This is a genomic window from Parabacteroides faecis (genome assembly GCF_014647375.1).
Lineage (GTDB): Bacteria > Bacteroidota > Bacteroidia > Bacteroidales > Tannerellaceae > Parabacteroides > Parabacteroides faecis.
The window spans coordinates 128,435-151,558 of the sequence record NZ_BMPB01000001.1; the positions used below are offsets into that span (position 1 = coordinate 128,435).

The window sequence follows — 23,124 nt, forward strand, 5'->3', positions numbered from 1 at the left end:
AGGATACACAGAGAGTGTATATTCTTGTAAGTGAATAAACTAAAACCTATAAACCTTTCTGTTTATTTTTCTATAGTAACTTTAACGGGAACAACTGTACTGTAGTTCACTTTGCCGTTTGTAGTTACACCAATACGGACAAAGATCTGGCTTCCGTGACCCAAGATAATGGCTTTGTTATCTTCTTTGTTGAAGTTCGCATTATTGGTAAGGTCAATAGATTGGGTCAGTTCTGTGTTTAATAACTGATTATCATCCGTTCCTTTACGATCGAGAGTATTCATATCCATAAAATTACCGGTAACCTTATCTATATACGGACTGATATGCCAGGCTAGAAATGTATTTTCAATCTTGTAATCAGCTTTACTTCTTGAAATCTTATAAGCCACGTTCAGTTGTTTGTTCTCGAAAGTAGCTCTTACATCACTAATACGGGCATAAGGAGTGACTAAGATATCTTTTTCTGTAATGCTTCCACCTCGAAGAGACACATCTATTGTATCGACCGGATAGAAATTAGTTTGTTCAAAAGTCAATAGATAATCCGTACTGAACGCCCAGCTATTTTCATAGGTTCCATCTATTTTTGCATAGAAAGAAACCGGAAGTTCCGAATGATCCCGGTCTGTAGAATAGAAACGGTCTTTTTCATACAGTCGCAACCTTACGCCATTGTCTCCCTGTACCGGCATAGGGACAAGTTCCGATGTCTCTGCATCAATAAAACGACCTTTGATTCCAGAATTGGGTTCATCATAGTTGTCATCCTGACAAGAAACCAAGGAAAGGGAGCCAAGCAAAATGGATAATATGCTATATATAATTTTTTTCATATTTAGAATATTTTTTAATTAAAAACCAGGATTATTAGGACCTAACATTGGATTACTACTCATGTCATCGTCCTTGATTTTTACATAGTAATTCCTTGTCTGGAACACTTTATTGGGTTTTGGAGCTTTACCGGTAGTAAAGATGTATTTATTTTCGCCCCATACAAACCAGGGGTATAAAGCATTTGTCGGAAAGTCAGCCAATACGATATGGGCAGTTCTCCATCTTTTCAAATCCCAATGGCGATGATTTTCGTAAGCCAGTTCGACACGGCGTTCGTTGCGGATACGTTCCAGAGTTACCTCACCACTCAGTTCACGTATGTCGGCACGTCTTCTGACTTCATTCAATGCAGCTTCAGCTTCGCCGCTTTTCCCTAATTCCATAGCGGCTTCAGCCTTGTTCAGATACATTTCTGCCAAACGGAAGATAGGCCAGGGTGCTTCAGAATAATTCCCAACAATGTTTGTAATCGATTCATCCGAAAACTTTTTTGTATAGAAACCGGTCTTACCAACGTCTCCCGTATCCCAAACACCGTCTTTACCCAAGATTTTCACCTGGCTGTTTTTGTAGTATTCATCTTTATTGCCGGAAGTAACGAATTTGTCATTTCCTGCAATAGACGGGTCATAAATACCTCTTCTGATTTCAACGATACCACCACGACAGTTATCAAACGGGAGATAAAATGTAGCTCTCAGGCGCGGGTCTTTATCCTTGAACAGATCCAGCGGTGAATCATACTTAATGAAGTTGCCAGAGTTATCTTTCAACTTCAGTTTACCGGAAGTTCCATCTTTATATTCATATGCTTCAATTAAATCTAAAGTAGGATTTTGTCCGCAGCCATATCCATTCTGAACAAAACTAAACGGGACATTCAGTAAGTCCCAGGAATGTCCTTTATCTACAGCCTGAAATTCTCTATAGAAAATGAACTCTGAACATCCTCTCTTTTCAAGGAACATTTTTTGATAATTTTCAACTTTATCGGAATACTTATTATATAAACTATATTGATTGGAATTAATAACACTATCTGATGCGGTGATGGCTTTTTTCCAGTATTTATCGGCGTCTCCGTTGTTGACTCCAACGATACCATTTAATTGAACTTCTCCATACTTGGCGATGGAGGCTGCATATAAAGCTGCTCTGGACTGTAAGGCAAAAGCTCCGTAACGGGTAATACGAGTACGGCTGTTTGCGTCTCTTGAAACCGGAAGTTCGGAAGTAATTTCATCGACTTCGTTGATAATGAAATCCCAAACTGCCTGCTCTTTATCTCTCGGTACTTGCAAAGCTGGCAAATCTTCCGGGCCTGTATAACTTTGTACATCTGTTACGATAGGTACACCACCGTATCGTTTTACCAGGTTGAAATAATGGAATGCACGCAAGAAACGTGCTTCTGCATTGTAGGCATTCTTCAGTTTTTCCTCCATAGCAGATGCTTCCAGCTTTTCAAGAAAAACATTACAACCACGGATACTTTTATAAGTATCTGCCCAAAGCCCAAACCATTCGTCGTTAAATGTAGCTCTTACCACATCGCCTGTTCCAAGATCACCCGCCTGAAAAGCTCCGGTTCCTTCATCGGAAGCAGTTGTTAAACTCACATTCCAAACATCCCAACCTTCAAAATAAGCAGAATTTTGTTCCACCTGTAATTTATCATATAAATTGGCAAGTGCACCTGTAACCAACGTTTCATCTTTCCATACATCTTCTTCTGTTAACCTGTCAGTAACAGGAACATCGAAATCGTTACATGAAGACATGCCGACAAGGGATGCGAAAATAAAACTATATACTAATCTTTTCATATATCTTCTTTTTAAAAACCAATATTAATACCGAATGAATAAACTTTTAATTGCGGATAATAAAAACTCATCCATCCTTCCACAGCTTCCGGGTCCGTATATTTCACGTTAGTAATCGTCAACGGGTTATAAGCATTGAAGTATACACGCAGGTTATCCACCCCGACCTTGCTCAGTAATGATTTAGGAATAGAATATCCCAATTCGATACTCTTCATACGGACATAATAAGCATTGGTCGTCCAGTATGTAGAACTTCTTGAATTGTTATCATTATTATCGATACGCAAAGAAGGAAATTTACCCGGTACCCACTCGCTATATGGGTCATCATAGTCTGCTTTATGCCATCTGTCCGTCCAAATTTCAAAACCGTTCCCTTCACCTGGACCTCTGAACGGATTTTTACAAGCATTCAGCATCTGGGTATAATTGGAAGCTCCCTGAAACAGAATGTCGAGATCGAAGTTATTCCATGCAAATGTCAGATTCAACCCAAAGTTCAGGTCAGGAAATGCCCCCTTACCGATAACCTTCTGGTCATTATCGTCGATGATGCCATCACCGTTTAAATCCTGGTATTTGATATCACCCGGACGTAAAGAAGAATTCGCCTTACCATCCTGAATAGGAGATTTATAGATTTCTTCATAAGACTGGAACTGACCGATAGCTTCATACCCCCATGTTTTGTTAGTATACCGGTAACTTCCATTATCACGCCAGTTCTTATATTGGTTTAACGGCGCAGCTTGTTCTTTATATAAATCTTTTGCTCTGGAATAAGCAACATTACCTTTAATACGGAAATCTACATTACCAATGCGTTGTGCTGTCCCCAGGGTTAATTCGAAACCACGGTTATCGCTGCTGTTCAGGTTTTCCTGCGGAAGAGGAATACCGGCTGTTGTCGGTAATGAAGTTTCACGAGTTGCATATAACCCTGTTGTTTTACGGTAGAAATAGTCAAATTCAAAACTCAATTTTCCATTCCAGAAAGAGCCGTCGAAACCAATATTGGTTGTTTGTACTTTATACCAGAAGATATTCATATTTGCCAGATTAGCTTCTGAAAGTCCCTGAGTAATAGATGCTCCGTTGTTACCCCCGAAAATGTAATTACCTGACGGATATAACCAACCGCTAACAAAGTTGTTTGCATTCAACGAATTGTTGTTTCCGATCTTACCCCATGAGCCACGGATTTTGAAATTGTCCATAGCCGGAACTGCATCTTTAATGAACGGTTCTTCAGATAGTCTCCAACCGGCGGATACAGCAGGGAAGAACCCCCAGCGGTGGTTAGGAGAGTTCTTGAAAGAACCATCATAACGGAAACTGAATTCAGCCATATACTTACCGGCAAAATCATAGTTGAAACGACCTACATAACCTCCATATTTATCAACGGATGAGTTTCCTGAATTCTGCATATTATCCTTATCTCCCTTATCCAGTTCAGGTATAGCAGAAGTCATGCTGAAATAACGGCGTGCGTCAAACCAGTTTGTTTTAACTTCTTTCCACTCAAAAAGCAACAAACCTTCTACGTTATGTTTCTTTCCGAAAGTATTCTTATAGCTTAACGAATACTGCTGAGTAGTTTTATAGTAAGGCTGTGTTCTCTGATACAATTCGCCTTGTGCCACTTTGGTAATCGGATTGTATACATCCAGTGTCTGATCGTAGGTATAAGATTTGAAATCTTTCTTCAATTCTTTCTTCATTTCACTTGTGTAGTCGTAAGCCAGGAAAGCTCTTGCTATAAAACCTTTCATAATTTCATAGCTTAGAGACATTTGACCATTGAATTCGAGATAACGTTTATCCTTATAACCGGTTGCTTCACGGTCGAGCATGGCTATCGGATTCAATTCGTTGTTGTCGGAATTATAGTAATATGCCGGATTGTTGTTGGCATAAACCGGGACGTTCGGAGCATTTGACTTAATTGCAGAAAAGACCTTGACACCTTCGTCACCCAGATAATAAGGATATTTGTAATCTTCCAAACGGCCACCCAAACCTACTTCTGCTTTAAGTTTCGGAGTAATATCCGCTACAATATTTGATCTGAAGTTATAACGGTCGAATTCCTGTGAAGATTTCAGTATACCTTCCTGATTCAGGTAACCAAGAGAGAAAAAGTATCTGATTTTTTCAGAACCACCATTGATATTTAAGTTATGCTGCTGTTTTGGAGACACTTTTCTAACGGCTTCTTTATACCAATCCGTAGTCGGATAGTTCACAGGATCGGAACCTGTACGATATTTTTCAAGCTCTTCCGCTGTGTATTTTGGCGCTTGGCCGGCATTCATCAATGCTTCATTACGATAATATGCATATTGATAAGCATCCATCATCTCCAGGTTTTTAACCGGATTCTGCAAACCTATTGTATAGCTATAGTTGATTTTGGGTTTACTGATATTACCTTTCTTTGTTTCAATAATGATGACACCATTTGCACCTTTAAAACCATAAACGGATGCAGAGGCATCTTTCAATATATTGATAGATTCTATTTCGTTTGGATCTATTTGCGAGAAAGGTCTTTCCACACCGTCTACAATGGTCAGAGCATCCCCGAAACCACGAATGTCGAATGTACCTCCATCGTTACCCGGCTCACCGTTAGTCTGTTGGAAACGGATACCCGGAACCTTACCTAACATACTGGCGCGAATCGAAGGTTGGCTTACTTTAACAATTTCTTCTCCTTTAATGGAAGCCACAGCTCCTGTCAATGTTGCTTTCTTTTGCGTTCCGTAACCTACAACTACCACTTCGTCGAGGGCTTGTGTATCCTCCTTCAATTGAATTGTATATGAAGTGTTTTTTCCAATTTTGACAGCCTGAGGCAAATAACCGATATAACTTATTAACATCTCTGCATTGAGAGGAGCATCGATTTCAAAGTAACCCTCTATATCGGTAACGGTACCGTTGGTTGTTCCTTTTATAACAACATTTGCACCGATAACAGGCTCATTGTTCATATCAACAATTTTACCTTTAATTTTACGATCCTGTTGCACAGTGTTAACTGCATGGGTATCATTAGAAGTAAGCACAATATGCCGGTCTTTAATCGCATATTTCAGACCTGTTTTAGTTGCAATTGCATCCAATACATCCTGAATATCGGCATTCTTCTTGTTAATAGAAATCTTTTCGTTTTTGTTGACTTCTTCGAGATTATAGAAAAACAGAAACTCCGACTGCTTTTCTATCTGTTTCAATACACTTTCCAGTGTTTCATTTTTAGCAGAGACGTTTAGCCTTGCCGTTTGAGCATAAGTCGCTGCAACTACTTGTGACAAGCATACTGCGAGCATTAGCACGGTCAGTTTCATAATATTTATAGTCCTTTTCAGATTTAAAGAAACAACTATACGTTGATCATTCATACATTTGATTGTTTTAAGATTAAACACTATCCCACGGCAATGGGAGTTTAATTGATTCACTCATTTCAGAATAATAAAATCCGGCAAGATTTTACCTTCTTGTTTTTCAGGTTAACTTGTATCCATATGCTTTTCTGATTTTATAATTAGAACGGCCGTTATATTTCCGATATAATCACATATTGACTGTTTATCCTGTAGCGGATTGGCATGGATAAACGAATAATCTCCATGATATCTTTGATACTTTGCCCACGATAAAAAGTTCCGGTGAAAGTCTTTTTCTTTAATTTCTCCGAATTGATGGAGAACTGTATACCATACACATGACTCATTCTTTCAAGTATGGTTTCCAGACTTTGTTCCGGGAAATAATAATAACCAGCGGTCCATGAAGTGAATTGCAAAGCATCTACTTTCTGCAAATAAGCAAATTTGGAATTCCGGTTATATACAGACTGTTGATTTGGTTTTAGTATCGTCTGCTGAGCAATATTCGCTGTTGTCAAACGCACCGATCCTTCTAATAAAGTTGTTATCACCATCGAATCTAACGGATAAGCCATCACATTGAACTTTGTTCCAAGCGCTTCAATATCCTGTTCTTTTGTCTTTACAATAAAAGGTTTATTCTTTTGTTTGGCAACGTCAAAATAGGCTTCTCCTTCCAGATACACGACACGTTTATCTTTCCCAAAATCCTTGTCATAATAAAAGGTTGTTTTTGAGCCAAGACTAACATGTGTACCATCCGGTAATTCTACAACATCCGCTTCCAGCCCATTCCCTCCTATATATCTAGAGTATAACCCTTTATCACTCTCGTGGAAGAATAAAAAATAAACAGAACTGATCGCTACAGCCAGCAAAGCGACAGCAGCATAAGTACTTATTTGGTACCAAAGTTTGAACCTGCGTATCTGTGAATTTTTCTTTCTATTAAGCAAACGTTGCCAGCTGGAAGCCGTATCTATTGGTTTTCCCAATGATATTCCGGCATCATACATTGCCTTAATTTCAAAAAACAACTCCTTATTAGAAGCACTCTCATTCACCCAACCATAAAAATGAGTCATTTCTTCAGGTGGAAGATTCCCCATCAAATAGCCTATAATCAACTCTGTATGTTCGTTTTCCATGACATCTTTTTTGATTTGTTACCTTTCGGTGACTTAGTCCTTTATGAACTTATAACGCATGGCGGAAAAAAAATACTCACAAGAAAACAATCTTTTTTTAAAATAAAATAATAAAGCGCTTTAAATCAGGGTAAAAAGATAAAAGAATAAATGAGAGCAATGTTTACGTAAATAAAGTAATGAACGGTACAACTGATTTTCAACGGTACGAACAGACAAACCCAACTGATCGGCAATTTCAGCTGCTTTCATTCCCTTCATATAAGAAAGACGAAAAATTTCCTGGCTGCGTTCCGGTAACTCTTCGACCTTCTTCATTAAAAAAGCCAGGAGATCTTTACGCATAAAAAGTTCGTCGGACGACTCGAAATAGTCCAACTCATCTAATTTAAGCTGCACAGAACGGTGATCAAGTATTTCCTGTTCTATATTTGCATGGCGCAAATGATCAATACAGGCATTGCGAACGGAAGTATAAAGAATTCTTTTCAGATCATCATCAGGAAGAAGGAAAACCTGCTTGTCCCACAATTTAAGGAAAACATCATGGACTATATCTTCTGCAAAGAAATCAGACACAAATTTTCCGGCAAAACGAAGCAGCATTGGAGCATATTCAAGGTATATGCGCTGATAGCAATCTGTCGTTTGATCTCTTACATCCATATTGCAAACATATTAAAAATCTCGAAACGACACATGAAAGAGTTCTTTTTTAACTAATGATTTTTTTAATACGATAGGGTAAGCGCTCTTTTTACATAAAAAAAACAACGACAAGATTATTGATAAAAAAAGGGACTGTCTCCGACTTGTCAGACAGCCCCCTATAAATTATTCAGTTACTAAAACCTTCTTGTTAATAGCCCGGATTCTGAATAACTGTCCCTCTACTTTCGTTTATTACAGACTGCGGTAAAGGCATCAGGTTCATATAGTCCTGTGCAGTAACAGAACCTTTGTATCTGCGGGCATATTCAATATATCTCCCGTAACGAACCAAGTCTGTACGGCGGGCACCTTCAAACCAAAGCTCATGACCGCGCTCCAGTAAAACCTTATCCAGAAAATCGTCGACGCCTTTAATATCAGAAAAGTTATATGTAGAAATACCAGCACGTGAACGCACCATATTCAATAAATCGACAGCTTCCTGCGTTACGGCATTGCCATTACGGACAATTGCTTCAGATAATAAAGTAATGACATCAGCATAACGATAAATGATCCAGTCGATCTGGCTTTCTTCACCCGTAGCTGCCGGATCCTCTCCGTACTTAATCGGCATGGCACCTGTTTGCAAAACCGTCCCGGGATTTTCTTTATTGTAAAGTTTCCCGTCCGTTCCTACAAATTCACCAACCAGCACTTCTAAACGCTTGTCATTCTTATCGAACGTCTCATAGAAATCCCACAGCACACGGTAACCACCCCATTTCTGGATGCTCTCGTTCTTTGTCGGATACTGGCTGGAAAGAACATGCGCCACCCAAAGTTGCTTATTCACACTACTACTACAAATGGCAGCCCAAATCGTTTCCGCATTCCCTTCATTTTCCAATGTAAAGATATCTTTGTAATTCCTCACCAACTCATATCCGTATTCCGGTTTCATCAGTTCACGTCCGCATTCAACAGCCTTTGTCCAGTTTTTTTCCTGCATATACAATTTCATGAGTACCGTATAAGCCAAGCCCTTTGTAAAGCGTCCGTAATTACTGTCCGAAGATTTATAGCTGGCCGGTAATACGGCAATCGCAGCATTCAGGTCATTTTCAATAAAAGCAACCATTTCTTCACGGGAAACACGCGGAATAATCTCTTCACCCAACGGATTACTCAATTGTTCCAAAGTCGGGATCTGGATCGGTCCATAAAAATCATACAGAAGATAAGCTAACCATCCCCGTCCGCAAAGAATTTCGGCCTCCAACCGCTTTTTAGTTTCTTCCTTCATATCGATACCGGAAATACGGTCCAGTGTCAACGTCATTTTACCTATATAACCAATATAGTCTTTGTACGGCGACGTCGGACATTGAGAAGAAGGGGTGAAATTCACTTCCAACAAATCAGGATAATAAGAGTCATTCCACTGACAATAACCGATATCGGTAGTCAGTTCAGCCGTCACATGTATGCCTCCGGATCCGGCAGAATAAAGACCACTGTACCAGTTAGAACGAAACGGAGCATAAGCCGCGGCCGTTACCAACGCATTCGCATCGGCTTCATTCACCGGAAAGATATTCGGATTAATCACATCATACATTTCTGATTCCAGATTTGTACAAGAAGGTAGGAAAGCAGTGGTAGCTAACAATACCGATATTATATATAATAACTTTTTCATATTATACTCGATTTAGACTTTAATTAAAATGTTATATCCAATCCCAGACTGAAACTTCTAACGTTCGGATAAGCCCATACGGAGTTGTCTGTTTCCAGGTCAAGCCCTTTATACGGAGTGATCGTGAACGGATTGTTGATATCTGCATACACACGTATATTAGATAAAATTTTCTTCGACTGCTTCATCGGAATCGTATATCCTAAAGTGATGTTACGGCAACGGATAAACCAACTCTTTTCCAGATAATAGTCACCGATCTTACCCGTGCTTGTGCCTGCTTCAGAAATAGGACTCTTATCCTGGAAATATCCCGGACGGGTTGCTGTCGCATTATCATGAGCCCAAACATCCTTTGCTGAAACCGGCATATTATATCCACGGTACATATTTACGATACCAGTCATACCATCGGCACCTGTCAGCCACAAATCATTGTAAGAACCTATATTCCATAAGGCAAACTGTCCGTAGAAATAAACATTCAGGTCAAAGTTTTTGTAACGGAACGAATTATTGAACCCCAATAAATAGCCAGGGTCTTTGCTACCATAGATAACCATATCGGCTTCGTCGATCTTGCCGTCCGGTTTACCACTCTTTACAGGAATACCGTGTTTATCCACTTTCATTGTTCCGTCCTCGTTATACACATAACCATCGAGGTCTTTGATCTTTACTTGTCCGGGAACAGCACCTTTCATCCACTCTACAGTTTCGCCTTCCTGAATCAACCCGTCAGACATATACCCATGAAAATAACGAAGCGGAGCATTGTACTGTGAATAGGCAGCCGGTTTCCATGACGCATCGCGGGTTTTCCATTTATCGCGATATAAAGAGAATGTAAGATCCGAACTCCAACTGAAGTCTTTTGTATCAATATTTTTAGTATTAATAGTCAATTCAAAACCCTGGCTCTGCGTTTCACCGATATTAGCGGCTATTTTACTGACCTCATTGTAAGATAACAGAGTGCGTTCACTCAGCAAGTCTGAGATCACTTTATGATAATATTCGGCGGTTACGTTTAATCGGTTATTAAAAAATCCCAAATCCAAGCCAAGGTTCCATTCGGTCGTTGTTTCCCATTTCAAATCAGGGTTACCCATCTGGTCCAGGTAAACACCTACAGATTCCGTATCCCCAAACTCATTATTGTTACCGGTTTTATAATAAGAGATCGCCTTGTTACCGATATTCGAGTTACCGGTCTGCCCGAAGCTCAGACGCAACTTACCGTTAGACAATACATTCGTCAATGGACGCATAAATTCTTCTTCCGTAAATCTCCAACCGACCGCCACAGACGGGAAATATCCCCAACGGTTATTTTTAGCAAAGTTGGAAGCTCCATCGGCACGTAATGTTGCTGTTAATAAATAACGATCTCTGAAAGAGTAATTCACACGTCCAAAGAATGATGCCATTTCATCTTTCGAAGCAGAAGAACCCACACTTGGTTTCGGGTAAGCGCCTGCTCCCAGGTTATTATATAAGAATCCATCAATCAGGAACTGGCTGTTACCCGCCGATAAAGACTCATCCGTAAAACGTTGGAAAGAATATCCGGCCAAGGCATTCAGGTTATGTTCACCAAACTGTTTTGCATAATTGGCTGTCAGTTCCAACAGATAATCGGATTTATCATATTGCGCGATATTAGCCTGTCCGTCGGTCTTAGCTCCGTAAAGCGTTGTTTTAGGCAGATATACTTTGCGTTTCTGGTAATTACGATCGATCCCTAAATTAGCCTTTAAAGTTAATTCCTTGATCGGTTTCACCTCTACAAAAGAGGTAGCCAATAATCTCTCTTTCGTTGTTTTATCAGTTATTTCCAACAAAGAAACAGGATTAGGCAAAAAGGATGCTTCGTCATTCAGGATATATTCACCATTCTCATCCCTAACTGCTAAAACCGGATTGTACTGAGCGGCAGCAACCATAATACTGGCATTTTCATACTGTCCGGCACCTAAAGGCACATTATTGGTCTGGTTTCTTGACAAAGTCAGGTTTACACCTACTTTTACATATTTGCTGACAACCTGTTCCAAATTCATACGACCAGTAAAACGTTCCATATCATTATTCTTCACCACACCATTTTGTTTGAAGAAGTTGCCGGAAACCAGATACTTCGTCATATCGGTACCACCGTTAATCGAGACATTATGTTGAGTCTGAAAACCTGTACAGGTGATTTCATCAAACCAGTTTGTATTATTGGCCGGATTAGCAATCTGGGAATCCGTATAACGGGGAACATAAACAGACGATGCATCGGACACACTTTTCCCTCCATAAATACCAATACTATTATCTTTCATCCATTGCTCGTATTGATAACGGTTAGACTCAGTCATAAAATCTTTTGAATTCAACATATCATAAGACTTAGCAAGGGTTTGAACACTGGCTGTTCCAGAATACGTTACCGTAGGAGCACCGGTTTTCCCCTTTTTCGTTGTTATTATGATCACACCGTTGCCGGCACGTGAACCGTAAATAGCTGTGGAACTTGCATCTTTTAAAACCTCGATAGATTCGATATCGTTCGGATTAATAGAAGCCAGGATATTATCCGTTGTCCCACTCGAATATTTACCAGTACTAATTTTGTCTTCATTCGGCGTACTTATTGGAAAACCGTCTATAATAATCAAGGGATCATTACTGGCATTAACAGAAGCGGCCCCACGGATACGGAAAGTGGATCCGCCACCTGGTTGCGCACTGACCGCACTAACCTGCAAACCAGCCGCTTTACCAGCCAAAGCATGACTAATGGTAGAAACAGTTCCAACCGGCGTATCGTCCATTTTAACAGAAGCGACAGCACCTGTCAGGTCTTTCTTTTTCATTGTACCATAGCCAACTACCACTACTTCCTCCAATGCCTGCGTATCTTCTTTCAACAATGCATCAATCGTCCCCCGTCCTCTTACAGCTATATCCTGCGGTATATAACCGATAAACGAAATCTGCAAGACAGCATTATCCGGCACCTCTATGGAATAATAGCCATTCATATCGGTAGTCGTACCATTCGTCGTACCTTTTTGGATAATATTTGCCCCTGTTATAGGACCAAAGGCATCGCTTACCATACCTGTAACCTTACGCCCCTGTTGTGTTACAGCACCAACTGGAGATGAGGATTTGGTCGTTAAAACGACATGACGGTCTTTAATCACATATTTCAGACCGGTTTTAGCAACAATAGCATCCAGTACATCCTGAATATTAGCATTTTGCTTGACAATAGAGATCTTTTCATTTTTATTGATCTCTTCCAGATTATAGAAAAACAGAAATTCAGATTGTTTTTCTATTTGTTTCAATACATTTTCCAATGTTTCATTTTCAGCGGAAACATTCAGTTTCGCTGTTTGTGCATAAGTAGCAGCTACCACCTGTGATAAACAGACGATCAGCATTAACATGGTTAATTTCATAATTTTTATAGTTCTTTTCAGATTTACGGAAACAACTATACGTTGATTATTCATACTTTTGATTGTTTGAAGATTAAACACTAATTCCAGCCCATGGAAGTTTAATTGGATTACATTTCCGGAAGGGAGGATCCTGCAAGATTTTCCCTTCTTTTTTCGTTTTTTACTCACTCATATTTATCACAATTTAAAGATTAACAATTAGTTATATTTCCAAAATAGTTACATGACGATCATCTATTACATATTTGATCGGAATAGATAGATTGACAATTTCCATGATATCCTTTATACTTTGTCCGCGATAAAAAGTCCCGGTAAATGTCTTTTTGTAGAGATCTTCCGACAATACAGTGAACTTTACTCCATAAACATGGCTCAGCCTGTCAAGGATGACTTCCAGACTTTGTCCGGGGAAGTAGTAATATCCCGAAGTCCAGGATACAAACTGCCGGGCATCAACCTTTTGCAAAGAACTTACTTTCGTATTACGGTTATAAGTAAACTGTTCATTAGGATGTAATGTTATTTTTTCTGACAAATGAGCAGAAGTCAACCGGACAGAACCTTCCAATAATGTTGTTATTACTAATGAATCCATAGAATAAGCCATTACATTAAACTTTGTACCCAAAGCTTCTATATCCTGTTCCCGGGTTTTTACAATAAAAGGTTTATTTTTTTGTTTGGCAACATCAAAAAAGGCTTCTCCTTCCAAGTAAACAATTCGTTTTTTTTCACCAAAATCCTTCGCATAATGGAAAGTAGTTGTTGAACCGAGACTGACACGAGTTCCATCCGGAAGTTCGACAATATCTGCTTCCAAACCGTCACCACCGATATAACGTGTATTTAATCCTTTTCCCTCTCCATCTTTCAGAATAGTTAAAAAGAAAACAGTACTAAACATGACAGCAAATAATACTATTGCCGCATAGCTAGCCCATTTATACCAAAAATTAAAATAATATGGTTTCTTTCCTGTTTTTTTCTTAAATAAACGCTCCCAACTTTCATCAATATTGTCTAGATTTTTAGGAGATTTATTTGCATCATACAACATTTTAATATCGAAAAAAAATTCTTTATTCGAATCGCTTTTATTGACCCACTCATAAAATTCATTTATTTCATCTTTATTAGAGTGTCCTTCCAAATAATCAATGATTAATTTTATATATTTATTTTCCATGTATTCCTATTAGTGATTTTTTCTGACAAATTCAACTCCTATGAATATATAACGAATGACAGATAAAAAGTACTCACAACAAAATCATATTTTTTTGTACTAAAATCATGATCCATTATAAATCAAAGTAAGAAGAATGAAAAAAATAAGGGGTAGACTTTATACAAAAAACCTACCCATTATTACAAAATATAACTCAGATCAAATAAATCAAAACCAGAGCTAATATACTTCTATAAGATAGCTTCCTTTAAAGGAAATATTAATTACCGGATCAGAACCATCAACCTGGTAATTTTTCAAAGAATCATCGGTATATTCACAAACTGTATACTTTTTATTTTCGAGACCTTTTAAAACAATCTCTCCATCCCAATCATCCGCATAAAAAGCATAATACATCTTCCCTTCTTTTTCTATTACATGCGTTTCAGGCTTGTCGTAACCCAAGTCATATAAATTCAGATATTCACCCTTTGACAGCATCTTATCGTTATAAATACCAACCCACTTTTTAAACCAGGCTTCTTTTTCCGGAGTGAGCAAATAAGAGATCTTTACCTCCGGATTATCTCTAGGATAAGTAAATTTAGAGCCAACTACCGCTCCGACTCCAATCTGGGTAGGAAAATCGTTTCCGTTATCACTCAACTCCACATGGTCTGCATAATATGCTATTTTATCAAAGATAGCCCGGTAGACTTTTCCCTTCAGCCTGATCTGCCAACTGGATAACGGATCGGAAGAAACAGCCTGATTCATATACGGCATATTGAAAAAGTTCATGGCAGTGCCACAAGGGCAGTTTTGCACAACAGCATTTGGATTGATTTTCCGTGCCGTTTCAAAAATACCTTTGTAAAAAGCAGGCAACTGTTCGATGGCCTGTTCCGGATAATCTAATCCGCTTCGGGGGTTATAATCGGGAGGACAACAATTGAGATGCTGTCCGTCCAGCTTTAGTCCGTCGAATCCCCAGTCCCCAATAAACTTTTCAACCAATTCGTTCGTATATTTCTCGGTATACGGATTTACAGGCGATAGATAAAAACAATTCCACCAGGTTATCATGCACGGAAGCCTCTCTTTCGTCAGCAATTTCATTTTGGAACTTTCCTTCAGCAGTTGGGAGTTAGGATCTGCGGCTAAAGGCGCCCACCATAATTTCGCTTTCAATCCATGTCGATGAATTAAATCTACTAAAGCTTTCATATCCTTATCGCCTCCCGGAAAACGCTTATTCATATCCCAATCACCAATTGCAACCTGAAAACCATCATCTACATCCACCCATTTAAAACCTAATTCTTTCACTTTGGGCAACGTGGCTTTTATTTCATCCATCGTAAAATTACGTTCATATCCCCAGGCACACCAAACTGCATCGAAAGCATCTTCCTCAGGAGCAGCAAACTCCATACCCTTAGATTGCATATATTTGGAGAACTGACGCAAAGGATTATAAAAATCGCCGGTATGCACACTTACAAATGTATTATAAGTCGATATTGTATCATTCCTTTTAAAATCAATGGGAGAGCTATATTCATATAAAACTTTGGCATTGGCTTTATTCTCATATTTCTGCCTGCTCACCGGAAAACTGACTAAGCGTAATACATCGTCAGTAACGCCTATAGCAAATCCACCGTCTTTCCGCCACAGATCGCAGACAGGTATTCCACCGCCATAATCGGAATTATTCATCCCCATATAATTTTTTTTATAAAATCCGGGGGTAACAGGTAAAACCCAGTCGCCTCTGGAACTTGTCGAACTACATTGCAACGACCATACCGGCTCAGAGTCTTCTTCACGATCCATATACAAATCATGATTCACCCAGGCTGTAACAACAGGTTCCTTTTCTCCCTTATTTACATACTTAATAGTAAACAACAACATTCCCGGAAAAGAGTCAGGAGCCATTATATTTACGATCTTTTCAATCTCAATCCCATTTTTCTGATAAATTCCGGTCAGCTCATAAATAGTTTTGTCGACTTGTTTCGACTTTCTCATGTCTTTCAAAGTAAAATCGTTTGCAACACCTTCTCTCATTACAAGATAATCAGATGCAACAAAATCGCTATAAAAAGGTAATACATCATCTCCAATCATAGAGATATTCGTATACATTCGTCCGTCTATTTTCAAAGATATATTACCATTAATAATTTCTTTTTTTTCATTACAAGACGTCAAAAAAAACAATACATACAGGATAGAATACAGATAGTTTATTCGCATAATTCGGGTATATAAAAATAATTTTTTAATAAAATAATCGTCAAATATATATATCTTTTTCTATATTTGCTATCATATTTATTACAATATAAATTATAAAAAATGGAAATAAAAATCATTAAACAAATCACAGACGAAGTAATTGAAGGATTACAGAATATTCTTCCTCAACTGTCTCCATCATCGGTATTTATTTTAGATAAAAAGCATCTGGAAAATGTAATTAAATCAGATTCTATAACTCTATTTATTGCTGAAGATGAAAATAAAGTTTTAGGCACTTTAACGCTTGCAATATATCCAACACCTCTTACCAGAAAGGCATGGATTGAAGATGTTGTAACCGATAATGCAGCCAGAGGAAAAGGAATCGGAAAACTATTAATTGAGGCGGCGATGGAACATGCCCAAAAATTGGGAATTGAGAAAGTCGACTTAACATCAAGCAATGATAGGATTGCTGCCCACGGATTATATAAAAAGACCGGATTTGAAAAAAGAGATACTTCCGTTTTCAGAAGGTATATCAAGTAGCTACTGACACTATAGTTTTCATAGAAAAACTATTTTCGGATAGAGAGTAAACCGAACAAAAGAAAAAACAGATATGTCAAAATGATATTTCAAGTGCTTTTTTACGGTAAGGTATGGAGCTTGACCAAACACAGTCATATTTTAGAGGATTCTCCGGAAGTTCAAATATATCGTATTGCAATAAAGGTGAAGATAAAACAAACTTTAAGACAGGATAATTCAAACAACAGTTCTCATTTATTCTTAAATTTTAATCCTCAGAAGATTAATGCAAGGCTCTTTTTGAATGATCTCGCCTACCTTTCAGAGTAAAAAAGAGGCCGAAAAACATAAGATTGGGGTAAAAAATCATACGACTAAGCTCCATTTAAATATTATTTAACATATTTTTCTATTAAAACAAATCCCCAGTTCATTTAAAAGGAAATTTTTTTCGTTTAAAACGAGATGAATTTTCTTTTAAACAAACTGAAAAATCAGAGAAGAAAGGCCTATGTGTTAAATATTGTAATCAAATATTCTCTAAAACAGTTAATTCAAAACACACATACATTAGTATCACAAGCTATTTTTTAACTATTTGATAGCATAATACAGTATTTAATAGCTATTTATTATTTTACAAAAACTGATCAATAAAAAAACTCCACATTTCACATCTCCGGCATACGTCAGTAAATACAAAGGATAGCATAAGAAGGAGTTAAAATAGTCATAAAAGCTTGACACAAATGATAAAATAGAATAAAATAGAAAACAAGAACCTATCTACAGTATCAGCTTATTAAATTAAATTTTATCTTTAATCCATATAAATCAACCAACGATTAACACTAAAAACACTCCTATATGAAAAAGCAAGCTACCATTTTATTCTTACTCCTGGGGATAAGCTACACTACATTCGCCCAGCGCATCATAAAAAATCCTGAATATGAATTCAAGAGTACCGGTATCAATACGATTACCCAAATAGAGCGAAACAAAGAAAACACACGGATACAAATACACAGTGAATTCATACCCCATTGGTGGATCACTTTCGACAGTACCTCTTACATCAAAGATCCAGATTCCGGAAAGAAATATTTTCCCATCGGAATTGAAGGTACTACATTCGGTAAACAAACGTTCATGCCCGACTCCGGCGATTCGATATTTACCTTGATCTTTCCGCCTCTCGATAAAAAAATGAAGAAATTCGATTATATGGAATCAGATACAGGGGAAGGCTCTATTTTTGGAGTCTCATTGGAAAAAAAGAAAAAACAAAAAAACAAACAGACAGAAGAAGGAATATACGGAACATGGAAAGATATGGAAAACTATTTGGCTACAGAAGCCGATCCGTCAGTTAATTATGGGAGCGATTTCTTCCGGAAAGACACAGCTCACTTACGTGGTTTTCTGAAAGGGTATGATAGTCGCGCCGGATTCAATACGGGTATAATCTATATTAATAATGTTATGACCCGCGAAGATTATCCGACTGTTGTACAAATTCATCCTGACGGACGCTTTGAAGCAGATTTTCCGCTGAATCAACCTTGGGAAGGCTATATCTTTTTTAAAAGAACAACAGTACCGTTTTATATCGAACCCGGAGAAACTTTATTCATTTCTCTCGACTGGGAAGATTTTCTGATGGCAGACCGGTATCGCGACCGCCGATATGAATTCAAAAACATAGTATACAAAGGTACCTCAGCCAGGATAAATGCTGAACTTTGCAGGATTAAAGTAAACACCTTCAGTTATAGGGATTTTGAAAACCAACTCAAGACGCTTTCCCCTGCGGATTTCAAACAACAGCAATTGGAGGCTCTTCAAGAAGCAAATGACTCGCTGGCACTAAAACTGAAACAAAACTCAACATCAATTAAAGGACAGCAAATTTTGAAAAATAAAATACTTTTGTCATTCTACGGAGCTTTGTTCGATTATGCGATGATGCGGACTCATTATGCTGCCCGGGATTCTACCAACGAGATACTGAAACAACCGCTTCCGGACGATTATTACGACTTCCTTACACAGATTAATAGTAACGATAAAAACTTAATGATCCCGAATTCATTCAGTAGTTTCATAAACCGTTATGAGTTTATGGGACCTTTCAATAAAGCCAATATGCCATTCAAACCCGAAGACAGGTTCGAAGTACTTAGTAAAGAATGGATACGTAAAGATTCTATTTTACGAAATGATCTGCAAATCACTCCCGGTTTATTGTTCGATATAGCCAAGGTTCGTTCATTGGATTACGCCCTGAGTTCGATCACACCTAAAGAAGGAACTTTACTGGTCGGACAGCTAACCAGCAGCATCGCTGAACCTTTCCTGAAAGAAGAAGCAATGCGTATGTATGCAAAAAAATTCCCGGAGGGAGAAAAACAGGCCTATAAACTTCCGGAAGGAAAAGCGACAGATATTTTCCGCAAAATGGTCAATCCGCACAAAGGGAAGTTTGTCTTAGTTGATTTTTGGGCTACAACCTGCGGCCCTTGCATTTATAGCATTAAAGAGATGCAGCCGCTAAGAGATAAATACAAAGGCAGTCCGGATCTTGCTTTTGTATATATTACGGACACAGGTGGTTCTCCGGAAAGCTCTTACAATAAATTCATTTCGGAAAATGATATGGGGGATAACTTGTTCCGCTTGTCTGAAGATGAATATAACTACTTGCGCCAGTTGTTCAGATTCAACGGTATACCCCGTTATGTCATGTTAAACCGGGATGGGGATGTAATCGATGACGATTTTCCCGGACACAGTGCAAAAACAGAATTACAGAAGCTATTGCCGGATAGCAAATAAATCAGCTCAATAAAAGCACTAAAAAAAGAGGATGTTGCAAAAGCATTAAAAATAAAGCTTTACAACATCCTCTTAAAATATACTCCGATTAAAATCTATTCAACAGTTATTATATGTACGGAAGGTTCATCCAGCGTAACTGTTTTCGTTTCTCCCGTCTCCGTATTAAAACAACGTATCGTATCTTTCTCCGTATTCTGCACTGTTACCTGCCAGCCATTATCAACCTTTGTAATACGTAAGATATCCGTCGTATTGCTACCGGGAGAAACTGCCAAACCATCGGCACAATGAATCGTTTCGATATGATAACGTCTCACATCGACAGGGAATTTCCAGCCATTGCAAACGAATGTAGCCTGATGTTGCTGCTCATCACTTTGCCAGTCGGTGTTCAACAGATAAATAGTACGGCGATCCTTATTATCCCAGACAGTAAAACCAACAGACGGAGCTGATTCGATCCAACCTTTTGAGAGTTCTTCACCGACTGTTTCTGTTGCTAACTCACGCATTGTCGCCTCATACTGGCTTCGTAAAGAGGCTTCTGCCGGATATACCGTCTGCGGGAAATAGATAATCTTTCCACTGCCAAACGAAATAACAGTCTTTCCACTCAATGACTTATAACTATCACCTAACATTTCACGGATAACCGCATCGTTTACCGGAAACTTCACAGGCTGGTCCGGTTGAAGTTCGGCATTCAGGTGAGCAGCGGTCAGCACCAACGTTCCGCCGTTAAATACATAGTTGCGGATACGGAGGAAATCGCCTTCCTCAAAACTATTCCAGCCCAGGAAAACCATTGCCTTGTATTTATTCATCACATCCTGCGGAGCTTCGACAGGTAAGATATCCACTGTACCATAAGGGGTAGAAGTAAACCAACCTTTCGGACCACAACCGTCGACAATATTATCCGGATAGAAAACATTCAGCAAATCGAAACTTTCCGTCGCCTTGTTAAATTCCCATTTATCTCCCTTCTGTGACCAGAGACTGCCGCGGCCAAATGATTTCCAGGCATCATTTCTTCCCTGAAGAACGGCAATGTTACTTTTCAGTTCACCGCGCCGGGTATGTGTTTCTATAAAGTCAAGCACACGGTGCTGAGCATACAGATGTTCTTTGCCGGACTGGGAGTAACGGTCGTTTGCATATTCGTCCAGCCATAATGCCTCTTCGGTGTTCATATGGGAAGAACCGTGCATATAAGCTACTGCCAGTGACATATATAAACGCAGGGAGTGTTTCGGATCGGTGAAAGGACCTGATCCCCATTGCATGGCATGCAACGTTCCATAATTTTGTTTACTATAGGCACGTGAGGCACCACGCAGGGAAGAGAGGATAATTTCTTCCGGGCCATACATCTGCTCGGCTCCCAGCCAGTTATAACCTGCCTGATATAAATAACGGAACATAGTGGACGGACCGGTATGACGACTGCTCTCCCCCTTTGAATAACGGAAGTTTTCAACCAATTTACGGGCACCGTCAGCCATATCCTTCACCCCATACGGGTCATAATGAATAAATACGCCATGATCGGTGTAGATAGGACGATGTTTGGCAAAGATACCCCCATAAGGGCGGTTACGGGCAGCCATATCGGAGAAGACTCCCTGATACAGGAAATGTTGCCAGTAATAATAACCACCGTCATTTTCATGTGCCTGTTTTCCGCGAAACATAGGAGATGCCAGTGTCTCCAGATCCGGATTGATACGTTTTCCTGCCAATGTACGGCCTTCTACCTGCCAGGCATAAGGAATCTGCAGCTTGTTCAGCAAACCGGTATAATGACGAATAACTTCCGGACGGGCAACACGGAAACCACTCCACTGGTAAGACGGGCGGAACTGATACCAGTTTCCAATGCGTTTGGAAATATACCATTTGAAGAAATAATCATAAGGCGTATATTCCTTATCTATATAAATCTCATCACCCGAAGAAATATATACCTCATCCGGCTCTTTTTCTATTATCTGGCGAATCATCACTTCCGCTTTCCGGCTTCCGTCATCAAAAGTCATCGGGACGGCAGAAGCATAGTCTCCGGCACGAAATTCCACAACATGCAAACCGGTCTCTTTCAGTTCTATCTCCTGGAACGACGGGAATACGAAAGACGGAGCCTGTACTTTTAAACGTACATCCGGTTTGTTGGTTTCCAGCAAAACGCCGAAAGCCGCCCCTGCCGTTACATAATCAGGAACTGAAACGACCTCAAAGTCGCGGGCACTCTCCTCGATAAGTTCCAGAGAACGGAGTTCGTACGAATAAGCAGCACGGTTGTCTTCTTTCAATAGAGTCAGTTTCAGATCCCCTTTTCCCTGTACGGATTCAGGCAAAAGGATATAAAAGTCCGCTATATCGGAAGACCGGTCGAAAATGTTTCCTTCATAAACAGTTGTACCGTTGAAATCCAGCGTCCAACGCGGCCAACTCCGGGTGGACAGGTTACATCCCGTCCAGTAATTATAATCATCTGTTTTATCGGCAAACTTCGCAAAAGGAATGGAGCAGACCTGTTTCTTATTCTGCATCAGCCGGGGAGCTTCCACCCAGCATTCGCCACTGAAATGAGTTCCTCCGATACGTAAAAAGGCACATGCTACATTGTCGGGAAGGACAAACTTCTGCACTACATTTTGGTATTTACCGGAACCTTCGGGCACAGGGAAATAAAGCAATGAATCCGGGCGATCGTAAATATCGTCTTTATAACGTCCCGGTTTTTTGTAAAATAATTCTATTTCCACTCCGAAGTCTCCACCGGGTGATACGGACAGATCTTGACGTTTTACGACCGGCAATGTGACCGTCAGTTCACCGGGTTTCAGTAAATCACCCGATATACGGTAATAGGCATGCCGTTCGAAATTATTATCTTCTCCCTTAAAATACAGGGAATAGTTGTCTTTCTTTACATGGACGGAGTCCAGATTGTCATCGATATAAAATTCCGATCGCCTGAACATTTCTTCTCCCCTTTTCTCAAAAGGAGCCGGCATTTTCACACCTCCGATTACACGAAGGAATTTCCGGACAGGATAGGCTTGCTTTTCGAACGAAACAGTTTCGGATACACTGTTGCCGGGAGCTAGTAAATGTACTTTTCCGTTGCCGGAAGGAGTGAATATCACCGTTCTTTTCTCTGTTTGCACGTCATCGGCAAACACGGAAGCTACGGCTAACAATTGACAGATCAGAAGATAAAAGATTTTTTTCATAACTAATATTCAGAGATGTCTGTTAATAAATCAGGCCAAATGTACAACTAATTTGCA

Annotated in this window: 12 protein-coding genes; 2 read left to right on the forward strand and 10 right to left on the reverse strand. The window is 39.3% G+C overall.

What is annotated here, in order from left to right:
* Nucleotides 1-62 precede the first annotated feature (62 nt).
* The 9 genes from IEY67_RS00430 to IEY67_RS00470 all read right to left on the reverse strand — a co-directional run bounded on the left by IEY67_RS00430 (nucleotide 63) and on the right by IEY67_RS00470 (nucleotide 16,360).
* Nucleotides 63-836 (reverse strand): DUF3823 domain-containing protein, encoded by a 774-nt coding sequence (locus IEY67_RS00430; protein ID WP_122375213.1) that lies wholly within the window; start codon nucleotides 834-836, stop codon nucleotides 63-65.
* An 18-nt stretch (nucleotides 837-854) separates the two neighbouring features.
* Nucleotides 855-2,666: a RagB/SusD family nutrient uptake outer membrane protein gene (locus IEY67_RS00435; RefSeq protein ID WP_122375214.1), complete on the reverse strand. Its 1,812-nt coding sequence runs from the start codon at nucleotides 2,664-2,666 to the stop codon at nucleotides 855-857.
* A gap of 11 nt (nucleotides 2,667-2,677) precedes the next feature.
* Nucleotides 2,678-6,079 (reverse strand): TonB-dependent receptor, encoded by a 3,402-nt coding sequence (locus IEY67_RS00440; protein ID WP_229800912.1) that lies wholly within the window; start codon nucleotides 6,077-6,079, stop codon nucleotides 2,678-2,680.
* A 158-nt stretch (nucleotides 6,080-6,237) separates the two neighbouring features.
* Entirely contained in the window at nucleotides 6,238-7,218 is a 981-nt protein-coding gene (locus IEY67_RS00445) for a FecR family protein (protein WP_183670487.1), read from the reverse strand.
* A gap of 120 nt (nucleotides 7,219-7,338) precedes the next feature.
* Entirely contained in the window at nucleotides 7,339-7,884 is a 546-nt protein-coding gene (locus IEY67_RS00450) for an RNA polymerase sigma-70 factor (protein ID WP_122355192.1), read from the reverse strand.
* A 193-nt stretch (nucleotides 7,885-8,077) separates the two neighbouring features.
* On the reverse strand, nucleotides 8,078-9,571 hold the full coding sequence (locus tag IEY67_RS00455; protein ID WP_183670486.1) for a RagB/SusD family nutrient uptake outer membrane protein: 1,494 nt from the start codon (nucleotides 9,569-9,571) through the stop codon (nucleotides 8,078-8,080).
* Between the two features lie 23 nt (nucleotides 9,572-9,594).
* A complete protein-coding gene (locus IEY67_RS00460) occupies nucleotides 9,595-13,083 on the reverse strand; it encodes a TonB-dependent receptor (protein ID WP_183670485.1) in 3,489 nt (1,162 codons plus the stop codon).
* Nucleotides 13,084-13,234: 151 nt separating this feature from the next.
* Nucleotides 13,235-14,221 (reverse strand): FecR family protein, encoded by a 987-nt coding sequence (locus tag IEY67_RS00465; RefSeq protein WP_122355198.1) that lies wholly within the window; start codon nucleotides 14,219-14,221, stop codon nucleotides 13,235-13,237.
* Between the two features lie 222 nt (nucleotides 14,222-14,443).
* Nucleotides 14,444-16,360, reverse strand: a complete 1,917-nt coding sequence (locus IEY67_RS00470; protein WP_183670484.1) for a glycoside hydrolase family 36 protein — start codon at nucleotides 16,358-16,360, stop codon at nucleotides 14,444-14,446.
* A 213-nt stretch (nucleotides 16,361-16,573) separates the two neighbouring features.
* On the opposite strand from IEY67_RS00470, the gene IEY67_RS00475 reads away from it, so the two are divergent.
* On the forward strand, nucleotides 16,574-17,005 hold the full coding sequence (locus tag IEY67_RS00475; protein WP_122353119.1) for a GNAT family N-acetyltransferase: 432 nt from the start codon (nucleotides 16,574-16,576) through the stop codon (nucleotides 17,003-17,005).
* 849 nt (nucleotides 17,006-17,854) lie between these two features.
* The gene (locus IEY67_RS00480; RefSeq protein ID WP_183670483.1) at nucleotides 17,855-19,825 is read left to right on the forward strand and encodes a TlpA family protein disulfide reductase; all 1,971 of its coding nucleotides are present in this window, start codon (nucleotides 17,855-17,857) and stop codon (nucleotides 19,823-19,825) included.
* A gap of 95 nt (nucleotides 19,826-19,920) precedes the next feature.
* On the opposite strand, the gene IEY67_RS00485 is transcribed toward IEY67_RS00480, so the two are convergent.
* Nucleotides 19,921-23,067, reverse strand: a complete 3,147-nt coding sequence (locus tag IEY67_RS00485) for a hypothetical protein (RefSeq protein WP_183670482.1) — start codon at nucleotides 23,065-23,067, stop codon at nucleotides 19,921-19,923.
* Nucleotides 23,068-23,124: the final 57 nt, after the last annotated feature.

Coding starts and splice junctions, on each gene's coding strand:
- IEY67_RS00430 (WP_122375213.1), bottom strand. CDS start 836: ATGAAAAAAATTATATATAGCATATTATCCATTTTGCTTGGCTCCCTT.
- IEY67_RS00435 (WP_122375214.1), bottom strand. CDS start 2,666: ATGAAAAGATTAGTATATAGTTTTATTTTCGCATCCCTTGTCGGCATG.
- IEY67_RS00440 (WP_229800912.1), bottom strand. CDS start 6,079: ATGAATGATCAACGTATAGTTGTTTCTTTAAATCTGAAAAGGACTATA.
- IEY67_RS00445 (WP_183670487.1), bottom strand. CDS start 7,218: ATGGAAAACGAACATACAGAGTTGATTATAGGCTATTTGATGGGGAAT.
- IEY67_RS00450 (WP_122355192.1), bottom strand. CDS start 7,884: ATGGATGTAAGAGATCAAACGACAGATTGCTATCAGCGCATATACCTT.
- IEY67_RS00455 (WP_183670486.1), bottom strand. CDS start 9,571: ATGAAAAAGTTATTATATATAATATCGGTATTGTTAGCTACCACTGCT.
- IEY67_RS00460 (WP_183670485.1), bottom strand. CDS start 13,083: ATGAATAATCAACGTATAGTTGTTTCCGTAAATCTGAAAAGAACTATA.
- IEY67_RS00465 (WP_122355198.1), bottom strand. CDS start 14,221: ATGGAAAATAAATATATAAAATTAATCATTGATTATTTGGAAGGACAC.
- IEY67_RS00470 (WP_183670484.1), bottom strand. CDS start 16,360: ATGTATACGAATATCTCTATGATTGGAGATGATGTATTACCTTTTTAT.
- IEY67_RS00475 (WP_122353119.1), top strand. CDS start 16,574: ATGGAAATAAAAATCATTAAACAAATCACAGACGAAGTAATTGAAGGA.
- IEY67_RS00480 (WP_183670483.1), top strand. CDS start 17,855: ATGAAAAAGCAAGCTACCATTTTATTCTTACTCCTGGGGATAAGCTAC.
- IEY67_RS00485 (WP_183670482.1), bottom strand. CDS start 23,067: ATGAAAAAAATCTTTTATCTTCTGATCTGTCAATTGTTAGCCGTAGCT.